Origin of the sequence: Agrobacterium bohemicum, assembly GCF_002896715.1 — a bacterium.
Taxonomy (GTDB): Bacteria; Pseudomonadota; Alphaproteobacteria; order Rhizobiales; family Rhizobiaceae; genus Agrobacterium; species Agrobacterium bohemicum.
The window spans coordinates 259,939-278,045 of record NZ_PGEL01000026.1; the positions used below are offsets into that span (position 1 = coordinate 259,939).

Genomic DNA, 18,107 nt, shown 5'->3' on the forward strand with positions numbered 1-18,107 from the left:
CAATGAATTAAGGAGAATGCCGTGGATTTGAAGAGGACTGTCAGAAAGGCCGTCATCCCTGTAGCAGGCAACGGAACACGGTTTCTGCCCGCTACAAAGGCAATGCCGAAAGAAATGCTGACGATTGTTGATCGTCCCGTGGTTCAATACGCCGTCGATGAGGCCATGCAGGCCGGCATCGAACACATTATTTTCGTCACCAGCCGTAACAAGACAGCCATCGAAGACTATTTCGACAGCGCGCCGGAACTGGTCAGCACCCTGACGAAATCCGGCAAGACGATGCAGGTCCTTCAGCTTGAGAAGATGCTGCCGGTGGCGGGTACCGTCAGCTATACGCGCCAGCAGGTTCCGCTTGGCCTCGGCCACGCCGTATGGTGCGCACGTGAACTCGTCGGCAAGGAGCCATTCGCACTTCTTTTACCAGATATGGTGTCTTACGGTGCGCGCGGCTGCATTGCCGGTCTCATGGAACTTTATGATGAAGTCGGCGGCAATATTCTCGGCGTCGAGGAATGCGCGGCTGAGGAAACCTCATCCTACGGCATCGTGGGCGTCGGCAGCACGGTCAGCCACGGTTTCCGCGTGACGGNAATGGTAGAGAAGCCTGAACCTTCGGCTGCCCCGTCCAATTATTACCTGAATGGCCGTTATATTCTGCAGCCTGAGATATTCGATATTCTCGCAAAGCAGGAGCGCGGCGCGGGCAATGAAATTCAATTGACAGATGGTATGAAACGTCTTGCGGAAACGCAGCCTTTTCATGCTCAAAAATTTATAGGACGCACATTCGATTGCGGTAGCAAGCAAGGCTTTATCTCCGCCAACGTCGCCTTCTCGCTGATGCGCTCTGACATGGAAGCCCAGGTTCTGGCCTCCATTAAGGAATTGGTTCTGAACCATGAGAGCCGCGTCAAAGCGGCCTGAAACTAAAAACAAGAGAGCCGGGATGGCAGGAAAACTGCCGTCCCGCTCGTCANTTTTTTAAACACAGGTGGGTCAATGCACCACAAGACCTTTAGATCGAACATGAATTTCCCGGACCAGTCCAAGGACGCCGACACGTTTATTGACCTCGACCGCCTCTGGGCCGCCGTGGTGCGCCGTGCCAACATCATCGCAGCCTGCGTTATCGCGACGATGGTTCTGGCAGGGCTCTACCTCGTTCTGGCAACACCGGTCTACACAGCTATGACGCAGGTGCTGCTGGATGAAAGTCTGTCGCGTTATGCGGAAGACGAAACGCCCGTACCCGCGGCACAGGTGATAGACAACCGTATCGCCAGCGCCGTTGAAATCTTGAAATCCAAGGAGATGGCGCTGACCGTGGTGGACAAGGCGGGCCTCGACAGCAACGAGACCATCGTTAATCCCCCCAAGAGCCCTGCTGATCTGGTCAAATCGTCGATCAAGGGCGTGGTCGATCTTCTGACGCCAAACTCCCCACCGGCCTCCGAAGAAGCCATGCGTAACGGTCGCCGCGAGAAAGCTGCGGCAGTTATTCAGCAGGCACTGACGGTAGAGCGCGTGGGCCGAAGCTCGGTCATTGCCATCTCCATCCGCTCGATAGACCGGCAATTGGCAACACAGATCGCCAAAACCTACGCCAACTCCTATCTGACCGAACAGTTGAACGCGAATTTCGACGCCACGGAACGCGCTTCCGTCTGGCTGCAGGAGCGTCTGACCGATCTCAACCAGCGTTCGCAGGCCGCATCGCTTGCCGTCGAAAAATACAAGGCCGCCAATAACATCGTGTCGTCGCGTGGCGAACTGATGTCTGAAAGCCAGCTTTCGGACCTGAACGGCCAATTGATTGCCGCACAGGCAGATGCAGCCACCGCGTCCGCCCGCTACACGCAGTATAAATCCATCACCGATCAGGGGCCGGACAATGCCGTCAATAACGCCATCGTCTCGGCGCGTGATACGGATAACACGGTGATCCAGGACCTGCGCAAGCGCTACATCGCCATTTCCGACAGGGAACGCGGTGTCGTGCAGCAATTCGGCAAGGACCATCCGCAAGCAATCGCGCTTGAGGGCGAAAAGGGTGATCTCGCTCGCCAGATTTACCAGGAGCTTCTACAGCTCACCGGCAGCTTCAAGAACGACTTCGATGTAACGCAGTCCCGCGTACAGTCGCTGCGCGAAAACATCGACCGCGTTGCCGGACGCAATTCCGAAGCCAATATAACGTTGGTCAAACTGCGTGAGCTAGAGCAGCAGGCGGCGGCGCTGAAGACTCTCTACGAATCCTACCTCGGTCGCTTCGAAGAGGCATCGCAGAAGCAATCCTTCCCGATTGCCAAGGCCCGCGTCATCTCCGAAGCTGGACTGCCGACATCGCCTTCCAGCCCCAAAAAGACCATGACGATGGCGCTTTCCATCATTCTTGGCTTGATGCTGGGTGGCGGTGTGGCTGCTGTTCTGGAATTCCGCGACCGCTATTTCCATACCGGCAACGATGTGCGCGATAATCTGCGCATGCGCTTCCTTGGTTATCTCCCCTTCATCGGCGAGAAAGGCGTGGAAACGGCTAAATCCGAAACGGGTGCCGCGACGCCTGAAATCCCTGAAACCGATATCGAAGATAACGGACAGGTCTCGTTCCAGAAAATGCTGCGGCTTGCGGTCGATAGTCCGCGCTCCAGCTTCACGGAGACGCTGCGAAATGTGAAACTGACCGCCGATGTCGTCATCCAGGAACGCCAGTGCCGCGTGATCGGCGTCATCTCTTGCCTGCCCAACGAGGGCAAGTCCGTGGTCGCCCTCAACCTTGCGGGCCTCATCGCCACCACCGGCAAGCGCACGCTTGTCGTGGATGCCGATATTCGCAATCCGGGCCTCAGCCGCATGCTGACAACGCGCCAGTCCGCTGGTCTCGTGGAAGTCGTGCTGGACGAGGTCCCTTGGACCAAGGCCGTGAAGGTCGATAGCCGCACCAAGATGGGTATTTTGCCGGTTTCCACCAGCAACCAGTTTGCTCACTCCAGCGAGTTGCTTGCCTCATCCGGCATGCGCAAGTTCATGGATTCGGCGCGCGAAGCCTGCGACTACATCATCGTTGACCTTGCGCCTGTGGTGCCTGTTATCGATGCCAAGGCATTCGCCTCTCAGGTCGATGGTTTCGTGTTCGTCACCGAATGGGGCAAGACACCTATCCAGATGGTGCAGAACCTCATGAGCCACGAACCCCAGATCGCCAACAAGACGCTGGGCATCGTGCTGAACAAGACCGATATGACCGAGTTGCAGCGTTATGCCGGTCCGGGCNGCTCGGAACATTATCACGAGCAGTTCTCCGCCTATTATGGCGACGCGAAAAAACCGGTTTCCGAACCCGCTTAAAACAAGATCAAGATGCCCGCGTCGAGCGGGCATCTTTTTACCCGCTATTGAACAATAATGGCTGGCTTCCGACAGAAGTTTTCCGCATTGATATGACATCACGAATATCAGCGTAGGACACTTCCTTCATGCCATCTCCCATCGCCTTCGTTTCCCGCACCACCGACGCCAACGAAGCGGAGTGGATCGAGATGCTGTCGTCAGCCCTGCCAGGCGAGACAATTCTGTCGGTCAAAACGATGAGTGATGACGAGAAGGCGCAAGCGGAAATCGCTATCGTCGCCAATCCTGATCCAGCCGATATTGCCAAGCTGACCGGTTTGAAATGGATACACAGCCTGTGGGCGGGCGTGGAACGCCTCGTGGCTGAACTCGGCACGACAGCGCCACCCATCGTGCGTCTGACCGACCCGGAACTGACACGCGTGATGGCCGAGGCCGTGCTGGCGTGGACCTATTATCTCCACCGCGACATGCCAGCCTATCGCGACAACCAGCAAAAGGCGCTGTGGAAGGAACTGGAATATCGCCATCCGAGGGATGTTGCGGTTGGCCTTCTCGGGCTCGGCGCCTTGGGAGCAGCCGCCGCTGCAAGATTGCGTGAAGCGGGTTTCAACACCACCGGCTGGAGCCGTTCACCCAAGACGCTGGAGGGTATCGACACGCTGTCCGGCGACAGCGGTCTTCAGACATTACTGGCGAAAAGCGATATTCTCGTCTGCCTCGTTCCACTGACAGCCGATACGAAAGGGCTGCTTAACAAGGTTCGTCTCGGCACCATGAAAGCCAACGCCGCGATCATCAATTTCGCACGCGGCGCAGTCATCGTATCGGAGGATCTGCTGGCAGCGCTGGATGCCGGGCATCTGTCGCACGCCGTCCTCGATGTATTCGAGCAGGAACCGCTGGATGCGCGATCACCTTTCTGGAGCCACCAGCGCGTGACTGTACTGCCGCATATCTCCGCGCCCACCAATCGGCAGACATCCGCCGCGATCGTTGCGGAGAACATCAGCGCATGGCGGAAGACAGGCAGCCTGCCAGCAACCGTGGACATGGCCCGCGGTTACTGAGCCACGCCGACCTTACTCGCTCATGGCCTGGACGATCGCCGAACGGACATCGATTTCATTGTAGGGCTTGCACAGCAAAACCGCGCCCGCCGGTGCATTGTTCGGCAGGAAGTTGTCGCCTGTCGCAAACACCACGCCCACCAAAGGCTTGCGCTCCTTGACTAGCACGGCAAGATCAGCACCGCTCATATCCGGCAAGCCGACATCGGTTACCAGCACATCGACCTCTTCTCTTTCGATGAGGTCAAGCGCCTGCGTCGCGTTTGCCGCCTCAACGACGTCGTGGCCACTTTCGAGAAGAATATCGGATGTATTCATGCGGATCAGCTCATCGTCTTCCACCAGCAGAATACGCATCGCGGCCTTGCTGCGAAGTCTTGCAATAGCGTCCTGATTGGACGCGCGGTCCTTGTTCGACTCGACTCTTTGTTTCTGGTTGGCGATGACATGGCGCAAACGTCTGGCAAGAGCCTCGCGCGTATAGGGCTTCGACAGCAACTCGACGCCTGCGTCAAGCTTGCCTCCGTGAACGATGGAATTTTCCGTGTAACCGGAGGTGAAGAGGATGGCGAGGTTGGGCAGCCGCTCCTTGGCGCGCCGCGCCATTTCACTGCTCTTCATTGGCCCGGGCATGACGACATCGGTAAAGATGACATCAATGGGAACGCCGCTTTCTGCGACCGTCAGGCCTGCCTGTGCATCCCGCGCTGTCAGAACCCGGTAGCCGAGATCCGTCAGCGTTTCAACGACGATGCCTCTTACCTCATCATCGTCCTCCACAACGAGAACCGTCTCGCTGCCGCCGACGATGGGTCCGCTCTGCACCACGATTTCACGGTCTTCGTTGGAAAGCGAACGGGGAAGATAAACCTTGACCGTCGTTCCCTGATCGATCTCACTGTAAATCTTGACGTGGCCGCCGGACTGCTTGACGAAACCATAGACCATGGAAAGGCCAAGGCCTGTGCCCTTGCCTTCCGGTTTGGTGGAGAAAAATGGCTCGAACACCTTGTCGACAATCTCAGGCGCCATGCCCGAACCCGTGTCGGTCACCGCCAGCATGACATATTGCCCGGCTTCGACCTCGGCATGGGTACGCGCATAATCCTGATCGAGCGAGGCGTTGCCGACTTCGATAGTCAGCTTTCCGGAACCTGCCATCGCATCTCGAGCGTTGATCGCAAGGTTCAGCAGCGCGTTTTCCACCTGCGCCGGATCGGCAAATGTGTTCCACAAACCGCCTGCCGTGATAACTTCGACTTCGATGGCTTCTCCGATGGAGCGACGCAACAGATCATCCATTCCGGCGACGAAACGGCCGACATTGATCACGCGCGGCTCGAGCGCCTGACGACGACCGAAGGCAAGCAATTGGCTGGCAAGCTTTGCACCACGGCTGACGCCCGCCAGTGCGTTGCCAACCCGTCGCTCAGCGCGTTCATTGCCGACGACATCCTTCGCCAGCAGTTGGAGATTGCCCGCCACAACCTGCNAAAGATTGTTGAAATCGTGCGCCACACCACCGGTCAGTTGGCCAATGGATTCCATCTTCTGCGCCTGCTGCAAGGCTCTTTCAGCCTGACGACGCTCGGCAATTTCCGATGTAACACGCGCTTCTAGCCCTTCGTTCAGTTGACGAAGCTGGTCTTCGGCACGCCGACGATGTCGAATTTCACGCTCCAGATTGGCGGAATGTTCCTGAAGTGCGGATTCGGCTGCACGCTGGTCGGTGATGTCGGTGTGCACACCTACCCATTCGATGATGTCACCGCTGGCATTCAAGATGGGAACGCCACGAACAGCAAAGGTGCGGTAGACGCCGTCGTGACGCAGAACGCGGTGTTCCCAGACATAGGTGGACTTGGCCGCAACCGCTTCGTTCCAGCTCTTGATCGAGCCGTCGCGATCTTCCGGGTGGACTGCATCCGCCCAGCCATAGTCCTGATATTGCTCGACGGTCTGGCCCGTCAATCCGGCCCAGCCGCCCTGCACACCCAGCATTCTGCCATCAGGGCTATTCGTCCACAACACGCCGTGAACCGCATTGACGGCTGCACGAAAACGGTTGTTGCTGACCGTCAGCTCAAGCTCGACGCGTTTGCGTGCGTCGATATCGATGATCAGGACGTAACAACCGTCAACATCCCCCTTTGCCGTGTGCCGGGGAACGTGTCGGATTTCCGCTGCGCGGGTCCTGCCATCGGGACACAGGATTGCGGCATCGTGGATGACTGTCTCGCCAGCCATAGCCCGCTCGATGTAAGGCAACCGGGCCTGATAGAAGGTCTCGCCAACCACATCGACTGCCCTGCGTCCCAGCACATCCTCGGGGCGACGATTGAACCATTCGAGATAACCCCGATTGGCAAACCGGTAGACATGGTCAAGGTCGATAAAGCCCACGAGAATAGGCAAGGCATCCGTCAGGCGGCTCAGCTCTTCACGGCTGGCAGCAAGGTCGGAAACGGCTTTGACCTTCTCGGTATTCTCAAGCACGGTGCACAACACCGCATCGACCGTTCCACCATCATTGTGAATGGGGGTATAGAACAGATCGAACACGACCTCCTCAGGCTGCCCGTTGCGCTTCAGAACCATTGTCTGGTCGCGGTAGGACTGTACCGCGCCGCCAAAGCCAGCGGCTAGAACAGTCTTGTTCCAGTCCCATATCTCGGGCCATATCGTTGGAACAGTGCCACCAAGCGCTCTGGGGTGATAGTTCCCGGCAATCTCGATGTAACCGTCATTGTAGATCATGACGTGGTCTTTGCCCCACATCAAAACCTGCGGAATGGGCGAATTGACGACCGAATTCACCTTGTGGCGAAGATTGGCTGGCCAAGAGGAGATTGGACCAAGTGATGTTTTGGACCAGTCGAAAGCACGCACGAGGGCGCCAGCCTCACCGCCGCCGATCGGCCATTGGCCAAATGCAGATATATCAGTCATNAAACATCACCAGCGAAAGCAAAGGCTCTCATCCACCACNAAATCAGCCACGNAAACAGACTGGCCGACCTTACCACTTTATTCGAAGAAACTTATCAAGCGNTTTTTTTGGAAGGAAGCAATAGCCAACCCACTATATAATTATCGAGTATGTCCAAGCATATCGATAATACCCTTGGCAGCGGCTTTTCCCGTCGCAAAACAAGCGGTTAACAGGTAACCACCGGTTGGCGCTTCCCAGTCCAGCATCTCGCCTGCCGCGAATATTCCGGGCATGGATTTGAGCATATAGCGCTGGTCGATCTCTCGCCAGTCGATTCCCCCAGCACTCGATATTGCCTCGGCGATGGGACGTGCAGATGTAACGGCAATGGGCAAAGCCTTGATCAGCGCTGCGATGTCAAACGCGGACATGGCAGAGAGCTCAGGTCTGCGCTCTCTCAGCAGCGCGACCTTGACCGGCGAAAGACCAGCCGCCTTTCGCAATCTGTTTGAAAGACTATCCNTTCGGGGGTGCCGTTCGAGATCATGCGTCAGACGTTGTTGCATCCGTCCGGGCGCGAGATCAACCATCAGAGTTGGTCTGTCGGTCCGCTGGAAGGCATCCCGCAAAGCCGCTGAATGCGCATAAACCAGACTGCCTTCGATGCCATGCCGGGTCACCACGAATTCACCCTCGAAACGTCCGGCTTGAGACGTCGTGACAACCGACTTTACCGGCGCACCTGCAAAGCGGCCTCGAAAATGATCACTCCACTCCAAGTCGAAACCGCAATTGGCGGGTTGAAAATCATTGATGGCGATGCCTTTTTGCCGAAGCCACGGCACCCAGGCCGCGTCCGAGCCCAGCTTTGGCCAGCTGGCACCCCCGAGCGCCAGAAGGACGGTGCCTTGCTCAACGGTCACGTCACCGGAGGGCGCCTGGAAGACAAGCGCATTCCCATCAAAACCTGCCCAGCGATGGCGCGTCTTTATCTCCACCCCTTGCGCATTCAATCGGGACAGCCAGGCACGTAAAAGCGGCGAAGCCTTCATGGCAACGGGAAAAACCCGACCGGAGGTTCCGGTAAACGTCTCCTGCCCAAGAGACAGCGCCCAGTCGCGAAGCATGGCAGGCGTGAAATCATCCAGCGCCGATTGAAGCTTTGACTGCGCGTGGCCAAACCGCGTGACGAACCCGTCGTAGTCTTCCGCGTGGGTGATGTTGAGACCCGATTTGCCAGCCATGAGAAATTTGCGCGCAACCGTCGGCATCGCCTCATAGACGGTAACAGTCAACCCGGCCGCAGACAGCACGTCTGCCGCCATCAGCCCCGCCGGTCCGCCACCAATGATCGCCACTGTCTTGCCGTGCATCACACAAATTTCCAACGCGGTTTGATTACATCCGCCTTATACCGATTTGCCCGCGCCGGTACATGCGCTATTGACGGAACATGTTCACGCTCAATCGTCCCGAAACATTTTCGCAAGACATCAAGAAAAGCCGCTTCATTGCCTTTGCCTGTCCCATCGCGGATGAGGAGGCGGCAAAGCGCTTCATCGAACAGCAATCCGACGCAACCGCCAACCACAATTGCTGGGCTTGGCGCGTCGGTCAGGTCTATCGTTTCAGCGATGATGGCGAGCCTTCGGGTACGGCAGGCAAGCCCATCCTTCAAGCCATCGACGGACAATCGCTGGATTGCGTGGCAGTGGTGGTTACACGCTGGTTCGGCGGCATACTTTTAGGCAGCGGCGGCCTGATGCGTGCCTATGGCGGAACAGCCGCCACCTGCCTGAGACAGGGTGAGAAAACGCCGGTCATTCCGACCTTCTCGACGGAAATCGACTGCGGTTTTTCTGACCTGGCATTGGTCAAATCGAGGCTGATGGCCGTGCCGGACCTGACAATCGAAAGCGAGGCGTTCACCGCGGATGGTGCCCGTTTGACGTTATCAGTGCCGATCTCATCTGCTGAAACAGTCGCGAAAATGGTCATGGACCTGACCAGCGGTCGCGTCACCGTTCCTCTTCCAGAATGATGAGCAATCTCCTCGCCATCATCCAGATTCATGCTATGAGGCAGCATGACATCAGAGCTTGAAAACCCGGTCTATAATCCGCCGATGGAACCTTATGTTTCCATCGTCTATCGGGACGACGACCTCCTCGTTCTCGACAAGCCCAGCGGGTTGTTGTCCGTTCCAGGCCGTGACCCGGCCTTGTCCGATAGCCTGGCGACGCGCGTACAAAAGCAGTTTCCGAAGGCGTTGATGATCAACAGGCTGGATAAGGACACATCCGGCCTCGTGCTGATGTCGCTAAACCGCAAGGCACATGCAGTCATCGCCTCTCAGTTCGAAAACCGGACGACCGAAAAAACCTATATCGCCGTGGTCTGGGGCGACGTCAACGGCGAAAGCGGCCACGTCGATCTGCCGCTTACGATCGATCCCGACAACAAGCCGCGCCACCGCGTGGACCACCAAGGTGGCAAGTCGGCGCAAACGGACTGGCACGTCATCGAGCGGCTACCGTTGCCCGCCACACGTCTTCGTCTGCATCCCCTGACAGGGCGAACGCACCAGCTGCGCGTTCATATGAAAGCCATAGGCCATCCTATTCTCGGTGATGCGTTTTACGCGCAAGGTGACGCGCTCGTCGCGTCCGACCGCCTGCTGCTGCATGCGCAAGACCTGCGCTTTCGCCACCCCGATGGTCGCGATATGACAGTAACCGTTCCCTGCCCTTTTTGAGACGAAGATGACGGAAAAAGATCGCAACGAAGGTTTTATCGTTGATTTTGTCGGCGGTGCCGTGGGCCACCGGTTACGCTCTGGCGAAGGGCGCGGCCAAGCGCTCGCAAAGGCAGCCGGTTTGAAAAACGGAAAAACACCCAGAATTGTCGATGCGACTGCCGGATTGGGGCGCGATGCGTTTTTGCTCGCCTCTCTCGGTGCCGAGGTGACGCTGATCGAAAGATCGCCGGGAATGCATGCGTTGCTGGCTGGCGCGATTGCGCGGGCCGATGCGGAGGGCGGCATCTACCGGGAGATCACATCCAGAATGACGCTTCTTCATGGCGATTCCCGCACACTCATTCCAACGCTGTCGCCAGAGGTCGTCATCATCGACCCGATGCACCCTCCACGCCACAATACGGCGCTGGTGAAGAAGGAGATGCGTGTTCTGAGGGAGTTGGTTGGGGCCGACCCGGATCAGGTTGAGCTGATGACGGTGGCCCTGGCATACGCGACGAAGCGTGTAGTGCTGAAGTGGCCATTGCGTGCCGAACCAATGCCCGGCATCCGCAAACCCTCTCATCAGCTTCTCGGTAAAAGTACGCGTTACGATGTCTTCATGGTATTGGGTGACAAACCGACTTGAATATGATCAGCGGAACGTAGCCTTGCGCTGGGCGTTCATCAGCAGCTCATGACGAGAGGCAAAATCTCCAAACAGCTTGCGCAGACGGGACTCCTCGGCATCGTCCAGCCTGTAACGACGGCAAAATTCGACGACGCTGAGGATCGGCTTTATCTCCGTCGTTTCGATTTCCTTGTTGTCGATGATTTGCATGGCACCCTCCTACGATTTGCGACATCACAAAACTCGGAAAGCGACGGAACGTTCCCGACTAATTTTCGCCCACGAAATATAAGAGGACCGAGATTTACACGGCGGAATCAAGTTTTGTTGAAACCGCTAGGTGAAACGAAAAACGTTCCCACATGTTTCCCGCCTGCAAATACTTTATGGAAGGGAGACTTATGCCACGCACTCACCACCTGCTGACGACGACCGTTCTTTCGATGTGCCTCCTCGCGCCGCTTGCCCCCATGGCCACCGCGCAGTCGACAGGCCCAGCCGAAACAAAACAGGCGAATGCACCGGACCAGAAACCGGCGTTTGAAGGTCAGACGCGTGCGGTCCAGCCGGAGAAAATGCCGTCGCTACAGAAGATGGTGGTTGCAGACGATCTGCCGCATCTCTGGTCCATGGAAATTCTGCCTGATGGCCGCATGCTCGTCGCCGCCAAGGAAGGTGCGATGCATATCGTCGCCGATGGCAAGGCAGGTCCGGCTCTGGAAGGCGTCCCCGACGTTGCGTCCTCCGGACAGGGCGGACTTCTCGACATCGCGCTTGCCCCCGATTTCGACACCTCCAAAATGATCTATTTCTCTTTCTCCGAACCACGAGATGGCGGTAACGGAACTTCGGTCGCATCCGCCAAGCTCATGGAGAGTGACGGCAACGCGGTTCTCGAAGATACCAAGGTGATATTCCGTCAGATGCCGACCTATGACGGCGATAAACATTTCGGTTCGCGCCTCGCATTCGGACCCAACAACGAACTCTACGTCACAGTCGGCGAGCGGTCCGACAAGGAACCGCGGGTTCAGGCGCAGGATCTGTCCAGCGGACTTGGCAAGGTTTTCCGCATCGACAAGGACGGCAAAGCATTTGAAGGCAATCCTTTCGCTAGCCAGCAAAACGCTCTTCCCGAAATCTGGAGCTACGGCCACCGCAACGTCCAGTCATCGACTATCGATGGTCAGGGACGGCTCTGGACGGTCGAGCATGGCCCAAAGGGTGGCGATGAACTGAACCTGCCGAAGGCCGGTCTCAATTACGGCTGGCCTGTCATCACCTATGGCATCGAATATAGCGGTGGTGCGGTCGGCGACGGTATGACCACAAAAGACGGCATGGAACAGCCGGTCTATTATTGGGACCCCGTCATCGGTCCATCGGGCATGGCCTATTACGATTCAGATGCCATCCCGGAATGGAAAGGCTCTCTCATCATCGGCNGCCTCGTCAGCCAGGGCCTCGTCGTGCTGAAGGTGGAGAACGACAAGGTCGTGTCGGAAGGGCGCTTGCCGCTTGAGGCGCGCATTCGTGACGTCAAGATCGGCAGTGATGGCGCGGTCTATGCCGTGACCGAAGAGCGCGGGGGCGGAAAGTCACAAATTCTCAAACTGGCGCCCGGCGCCTGATCTCCTGCATCTGATGGGAGCGGTCTAAGCCGCTCTCATCTTGCCTCATCCGGCTGGGAACAGACGCAGGGTTAGGCGCATTAAGCCTCACAATGGTGAGGAGCACAAAAATCCATGAATCAGCTTCCAGTTCGCATCCTGAGNAAAGTCGGATTGACATATGTCAGTGATCAGGAACCGGGTATTTCCCGAGAGAAACGCGGCAAGGGTTTCGCTTACAGGCTTCCCGATGGCATGCTTCTGTCCGACAAGCTGGAGATCAGTCGTCTCAAATCCCTTGGTGTACCGCCCGCCTATGAACGGGTCTGGATCTGCATCGACCCATCCGGCCATTTGCAGGCGACGGGTTACGACGCGCGTGGGCGCAAGCAATATCGCTATCACCCGGATTGGCACGCCTTGCGGGGCGAAAACAAATTTTACCAGCTGAAGACATTCGGGGAGGCATTGCCCGCCATTCGCCGCCGCGCAACGACCGACCTGTCGAGACAGGTGCACGGCGCAGACGTAACGCTCGCCGCCCTCGTCCTGTTGCTGGACGCAGCCTATCTTCGGGTTGGCAACAAGACCTACCTCGAAACAAATGGCACTTATGGTGCAACGACCTTGCTGNAAAAACATGTTTCTTTCGGCGAGACGATAGAACTGCGTTTTACAGCCAAGGGCGGGCAGCGCGTAAACCGCAAACTCAAACATCCACGTTTGCAACGCATTCTGGAAAACATCGCCGACCTGCCGGGTAGGCAGCTCTTTGTCTGGCAGGACGAAAATGGTGTCGTTCACCCCATCGATTCCAGCGCACTCAATGCGTACATCTCGCAAAGTGCGGGCGAAGGCATATCCGCAAAGACGTTCCGCACATGGGGCGGCACTCTTGCTGCCTTCGGGCACGCCTCCCGTGCTCTAGGAAGCGAGGAGCGACCAACGATAAAGGGCATGTGCATGGCAGCCGCTGAAGAGCTGTCCAACACACCCGCAATATGCCGGAAAAGTTATGTCCATCCAGCGGTCTTGGACCTTGCAACGGAAGACAAAGCCGTCAAACGGCTGGAGNAAATCATGGGCAGCGAACTCAAATCCATTGCGGGATTAAGAGCCGACGAGCGGAGACTACTGGAATTTTTGCCGTGACTTAGCGCAAAGCCGCATCGATAATGAACTTTGCCGGGTTGACGATCTCATATGTACATTGGAAAGCAGCCGCTGCAACACGGTAGGTGTCGCTCTCATCCGTTTGCACTTGCACGATAGCATCTCCCGGCAGGGCAACCATCGTCTCATCCCAAGGCGCACGAAAGTTGAACGGACCAATCTCGTCCGTCACGATGAAATAGTTCATCTCGGAGCCCTTCGGCTTGAAAGCGCGGTAACCGGCTGCGTCGGCTTGCGAAAGCGGCTCGCCATATCGGTCCGAAAAATTCCGCTTTTTGACGAGGATTTCTTCGTTGCCCGTCTCTTCGCAGCGATTGCGCACCACCCAATCACCGTCTTCGGCGGGCTTGGAGCGCGTTTCGACCCCTTGCCCCCGGATGTAGGTGATGACGATTTCACCAGGAGATGCGGGGCGGGCGTCAACATCTTTGGTTTTTCGAGCAACACCCACCATGTCGANTTTTTTGAACTCGTCCATCAGGGCAATCTGATCTTTTCGCGGGACGTCCTCGCTCGCAAAGGCGGCGATCGGGAAGAGAAGTTGTACCAAAAGCAGCGTTTTTGGAAAATCCAAGAGAGCCATCTGAATTCCATTCACAGCGGCGAAAAATCGNAAAAAATCATANTTTGCGAAAATTTCAGATGTGGCAGAACCATCCCTGAGAGATCACGTCAGTTTGAATGTACATATCTGGAAACAAACGAAAACCGCACCTTCTAAAGGGTAGATTTTAACATTCGTTAACATGCCCATTTTACCGGCATATGCCTTCCTGGTAGCCTTGCCAGACCCCGTTCAGTTTCATGTCAGCTAGATGACACATCCCCCGCAGGACAAGCAGCGGGAAAACGAGACATATGGCGCTATCATCTCCAACAATGAGAAGCGGGCGTGGCGCTATCGCACGACCAGCCGTGGGCAGCGTTACACTCAGCATCGCAACGGCTCTCTACCTTCTGTTTTTCACCAATCACACATTCTGGGCCAAGATTCACACCTATTTATCGGCCTATCCCGTTGCGATTTTTGGCCTTTACATTGGGATGGGCGCCGCATTTTCTGCGGTTCTCATCCTGTTTTCGGTCAAATACATCACGAAACCGATCTTCGCGGTGCTGATCATCATCGCTGCGGTGTCATCATGGTTCATGGACCGCTTCGGTGCGGTCATCGACAGCGACATGGTGCGCAACGCGTTCGAAACGACTCAGGCGGAAGCGAGCAACCTGATGACGCCGGGTTTTGCCCTGCACCTCGTGCTGTTTGCCGGCATTCCCATCGCCCTGCTGGCGATCGTGAAAATCGATCATAGACCGTTCTTCAGCAAATTCCTGTGGAACGTAGCCAGCATCATCGGCTGCCTTGCCATTGTCTGCGCAATTGCCGCTGCCAACTCCAAGACGTTTACGACCGCCGTTCGCCAGCACAAGGACATCGCCAAAAGTCTCAATCCCTTTACGCCGATTTCCTCGGCGGTTCGCTACATCTCGCAGGCCGATCAGGAAGCCCAACTCACCGTCTCACCCACCGGTCAGGACGCGAAAGTCATGCCCGCTCTCGGCGGCATCACCAAACCCCGCATAACCGTCATCGTTGCTGGCGAAACCGGGCGCGCCGCCAACTTCTCGCTCAACGGATATGGCCGCGACACCAATCCTCAGCTGGAAAAGCGTGATGTCGTCTATTTCCCAAGCACGGTCAGCTGCGGCACGGCAACGGCAATCTCCATCCCTTGCATGTTCTCCAAATTCACTCGTTCGCAATATAGCCACAGCAAAGCACTCTCGAATGAAAACCTCCTCGACGTGCTCGTCCACGCAGGCGTCGATGCACGCTGGTGGGACAACAATACCGGCAGCAAGAATGTCGCAGACCGCGTTCCCTATTTCGACCTGACCGCAGCACAGGACCCCAAATTCTGCTCGAACGGCGAATGCCGCGACGACATCTTCCTCGACCGGCTGGATAGCTGGCTCGACAATGTGACGAAAGACAGCGTCATCGTCCTACACCAGTTGGGTAGCCACGGCCCCACCTACCATCTGCGCTATACCGACGAATTCAGAAAATTCACACCCGATTGCCAGACCGCAGAGCTGCCGGATTGCAAGGATATCGAAATCGTCAATGCCTATGACAACACCATCCTCTACACCGACCACTTCCTCGCCAGCATCATCGACAAGCTGAAGGCCCGCTCGGACAAGCTGGCGACGGGAATGATCTACGCATCGGACCATGGCGAATCGCTGGGCGAGAACGGCATCTATCTCCACGGTGCGCCCTATATTCTGGCACCTGCCGAGCAGACACATGTTCCGTTCCTGGTCTGGTTCGATCCTGATTTCGCCAAGTCCATGGGGCTGGACGCCGCTTGCCTTGCGAATGAGGCGAAGGCGGGCGGGCGCTCCCACGACGACTTCTTCCACAGCATATTGAGCATGATGAATGTCTCGACCTCGGTCTATGATCCCTCTCTCGATGTATTCAGCGCATGCAAACGCAGACCCACAGCTTGACGTGACAAAATGCGAAGCATACCCACTCTTTAGCCCTCCCGCATATGGCTGGAAGTGAGGTATGCTTGCGCGTTCTACTTGTCGAAGACGATCATGTTCTGGGTGAAGCGCTTCGCGACCATGTGGCAGCCGCAGGGCATGCCGTGGACTGGTTCAAGACAGTCGCGGACTCGAACGCCGCAACCCAAACCGTCGATTACGGCCTGATCCTGCTTGATCTGCGATTGCCCGATGGTGAGGGCCTTTCCATTCTCAGAGGCTTGCGCCAGCGCAACGATCCGACGCCGGTCATCATCCTGACCGCCCACGATCAGGTGTCGGATCGCATCGAGGGGCTGAATGCGGGCGCAGACGATTACCTCGTCAAACCCTTCAACCTCGGAGAATTGACCGCGCGCATGCTGGCTGTTTCGCGCCGTTATGACGGTCGTTCGGAACCTGTGGTCAAATTGCCCGGTATCGAGATCAATCAGGTTGCACGCAACATCGTCGTCAACGGCATCGCACTCACACTCAGCGCGAGAGAATGGGCGGTGCTGGNAAAACTGGTCGAGCGTCCCGGTGCGGTCGTTTCCAAGGCGCAGTTGCACGAAACGCTCTATGAATTCGGTGCCGAAATAGAAAGCAACACCGTCGAGGTCTATGTCAGCAGATTGCGCAAGAAGATCGGCTCTGACAGGGTGGAGACAGTGCGTGGCCTTGGTTACACGATCAGGTAGAGACATGAAGCGAAGCGAAAGCATGACACGCCGAATGGTGATCGCACTGACAAGCGTCGTCGCTCTGTCATGGCTTATCGCCTCCGCCCTCGGCGTCATGGTGATGCAGGACGAATTTGCCGAAATTTTCGACAGCGGCGTGCAGGAAACCGCCGAACGGCTGTTGCCGCTGATCGCCGACGATCTGAAGGAACGCAGCCCCGAGGACGAACGCCATCTGGTTCAGCCCGCAGATGGCAAGGAGTACCTGACCTACCAATTGCGCGACAGTGAAGGCGAAGTCCTTCTTCGCTCCCGCGATGGGGCCTATGAGCCCTTCGACGTGCCGTTGACACCCGGCTTTGCCGATACCGCCACGCAGCGCATCTACACCGTCGCAACCGAAGACGGTACTCTTTATCTACAGATGGCGGATGCCTTCGCCAATCGCCGCGAAGCGATCGTGGAGGCCGGAACGGCGCTGATCCTACCTTTGCTGCTGCTCATTCCCGCCAGCATCGTGGCGGTCATCCTCGTCGTCCGGCGCACACTGGCCCCGGTCCAGACATTGCGCGATGAAATCGGCAGAAAAGACAGCGGCAACATGGTGCCGGTGGACGATACGCGCCTACCCAAAGAGCTGAACCCCATAGCCAGGTCGGTCAATCTGCTGCTGGAACGCCTGCGGGCAGCGCTGGAGTCCGAACGCGCCTTTGCATCGAACAGCGCCCATGAACTTCGAACGCCCATTGCTGGCGCACTGGCGCAGGCGCAGCGCTTGCAGGCGGACATCCCTCGCGAATTCGCACCGCGTGTCGCCCAGATCGAGCGCTCTCTGTCACATCTGGCCCAGCTTGCCGAAAAACTTCTGCAAATGTCGCGTGCCGAAGCGGGCATCGGCACCTCGGATGTCGAAACCGATCTCCTCCCCATCGTCGGCCTTGTTCTGGAAGATATCGGCCGTTCGGATAAGGGTGATGACCGCATCGAGCTGCATGTGCCGTCAGGCGGCAAGCTTCGTGGCATGATCAACGGCGATGCTTTCGGGATCGTCGTGCGCAATCTGGTAGAGAACGCGCTGATCCACAGCCCCGCAGGCACGACGGTCGATGTTCACGTTGGAGATGACAATTCTCTTCGTGTCATCAACGACAGCCCTGTCATCGATCCGGCACTGTTGCCAAAGCTGACGACACGCTTCACCAGAGGCACGACGCAGGCCACCGGGTCCGGCCTCGGGCTTGCTATCGTCAAGCACCTCGTCAAGCAAATGAACGGCTCACTCACCCTCTCTTCTCCCGCCATGGGTCGAGATGACGGGTTTGAAGCCAGGGTTTCGCTACCAGGCATAAAAGCGGGATNAAATCATATGAAAGCCAATT

At 57.1% G+C, this 18,107-nt stretch carries 13 protein-coding genes and 1 pseudogene; 11 read left to right on the plus strand and 3 right to left on the minus strand.

Annotation, left to right across the window (positions count from 1 at the left end):
• Nucleotides 1–21: 21 nt before the first annotated feature.
• From CUC55_RS14785 to CUC55_RS14795, 3 genes are all read left to right on the plus strand, one after another.
• Nucleotides 22–927 (plus strand): UTP--glucose-1-phosphate uridylyltransferase, encoded by a 906-nt coding sequence (locus tag CUC55_RS14785; RefSeq protein WP_103088349.1) that lies wholly within the window; start codon nt 22–24, stop codon nt 925–927.
• Nucleotides 928–1,002: 75 nt separating this feature from the next.
• Complete coding sequence (locus tag CUC55_RS14790) at nt 1,003–3,351, plus strand: polysaccharide biosynthesis tyrosine autokinase (protein WP_103088350.1); 2,349 nt, start codon at nt 1,003–1,005, stop codon at nt 3,349–3,351.
• Nucleotides 3,352–3,479: 128 nt separating this feature from the next.
• Nucleotides 3,480–4,424, plus strand: a complete 945-nt coding sequence (locus CUC55_RS14795) for a 2-hydroxyacid dehydrogenase (RefSeq protein ID WP_067646915.1) — start codon at nt 3,480–3,482, stop codon at nt 4,422–4,424.
• 12 nt (nt 4,425–4,436) lie between these two features.
• Here the strand turns inward: CUC55_RS14795 and CUC55_RS14800 are convergent, their stop codons facing one another.
• Together CUC55_RS14800 and CUC55_RS14805 are read right to left on the minus strand one after the other, a co-directional pair.
• Nucleotides 4,437–7,373, minus strand: a complete 2,937-nt coding sequence (locus tag CUC55_RS14800) for a hybrid sensor histidine kinase/response regulator (protein WP_103088351.1) — start codon at nt 7,371–7,373, stop codon at nt 4,437–4,439.
• A gap of 141 nt (nt 7,374–7,514) precedes the next feature.
• Nucleotides 7,515–8,729, minus strand: coding sequence for a TIGR03862 family flavoprotein (locus tag CUC55_RS14805; RefSeq protein WP_103088352.1), 1,215 nt, complete (start codon nt 8,727–8,729; stop codon nt 7,515–7,517).
• 80 nt (nt 8,730–8,809) lie between these two features.
• Between CUC55_RS14805 and CUC55_RS14810 the strand changes: the two genes are divergently transcribed.
• From CUC55_RS14810 to CUC55_RS14820, 3 genes are read left to right on the plus strand one after another with little or no spacing between them, the layout of a single operon-like run.
• On the plus strand, nt 8,810–9,397 hold the full coding sequence (locus CUC55_RS14810; RefSeq protein WP_067646924.1) for an IMPACT family protein: 588 nt from the start codon (nt 8,810–8,812) through the stop codon (nt 9,395–9,397).
• 45 nt (nt 9,398–9,442) lie between these two features.
• Nucleotides 9,443–10,111: an RluA family pseudouridine synthase gene (locus tag CUC55_RS14815; protein WP_067646927.1), complete on the plus strand. Its 669-nt coding sequence runs from the start codon at nt 9,443–9,445 to the stop codon at nt 10,109–10,111.
• 7 nt (nt 10,112–10,118) lie between these two features.
• The gene (locus tag CUC55_RS14820) at nt 10,119–10,742 is read left to right on the plus strand and encodes a class I SAM-dependent methyltransferase (RefSeq protein WP_067646930.1); all 624 of its coding nucleotides are present in this window, start codon (nt 10,119–10,121) and stop codon (nt 10,740–10,742) included.
• A 6-nt stretch (nt 10,743–10,748) separates the two neighbouring features.
• On the opposite strand, the gene CUC55_RS14825 is transcribed toward CUC55_RS14820, so the two are convergent.
• On the minus strand, nt 10,749–10,934 hold the full coding sequence (locus tag CUC55_RS14825) for a hypothetical protein (protein WP_067646933.1): 186 nt from the start codon (nt 10,932–10,934) through the stop codon (nt 10,749–10,751).
• Nucleotides 10,935–11,125: 191 nt separating this feature from the next.
• On the opposite strand from CUC55_RS14825, the gene CUC55_RS14830 reads away from it, so the two are divergent.
• The 5 genes and pseudogenes from CUC55_RS14830 to CUC55_RS14855 form a co-directional block, all read left to right on the plus strand.
• Complete coding sequence (locus tag CUC55_RS14830; protein WP_103088353.1) at nt 11,126–12,355, plus strand: PQQ-dependent sugar dehydrogenase; 1,230 nt, start codon at nt 11,126–11,128, stop codon at nt 12,353–12,355.
• Between the two features lie 114 nt (nt 12,356–12,469).
• Nucleotides 12,470–13,486 (plus strand): DNA topoisomerase IB, encoded by a 1,017-nt coding sequence (locus CUC55_RS14835; protein WP_103088354.1) that lies wholly within the window; start codon nt 12,470–12,472, stop codon nt 13,484–13,486.
• A gap of 879 nt (nt 13,487–14,365) precedes the next feature.
• Nucleotides 14,366–16,027: a phosphoethanolamine transferase gene (locus tag CUC55_RS14845; protein ID WP_067646942.1), complete on the plus strand. Its 1,662-nt coding sequence runs from the start codon at nt 14,366–14,368 to the stop codon at nt 16,025–16,027.
• Between the two features lie 65 nt (nt 16,028–16,092).
• Nucleotides 16,093–16,746, plus strand: coding sequence for a response regulator (locus tag CUC55_RS14850; RefSeq protein WP_103088356.1), 654 nt, complete (start codon nt 16,093–16,095; stop codon nt 16,744–16,746).
• A gap of 4 nt (nt 16,747–16,750) precedes the next feature.
• Nucleotides 16,751–18,070: pseudogene (locus tag CUC55_RS14855) on the plus strand (sensor histidine kinase); the annotation flags it as partial.
• Nucleotides 18,071–18,107: the final 37 nt, after the last annotated feature.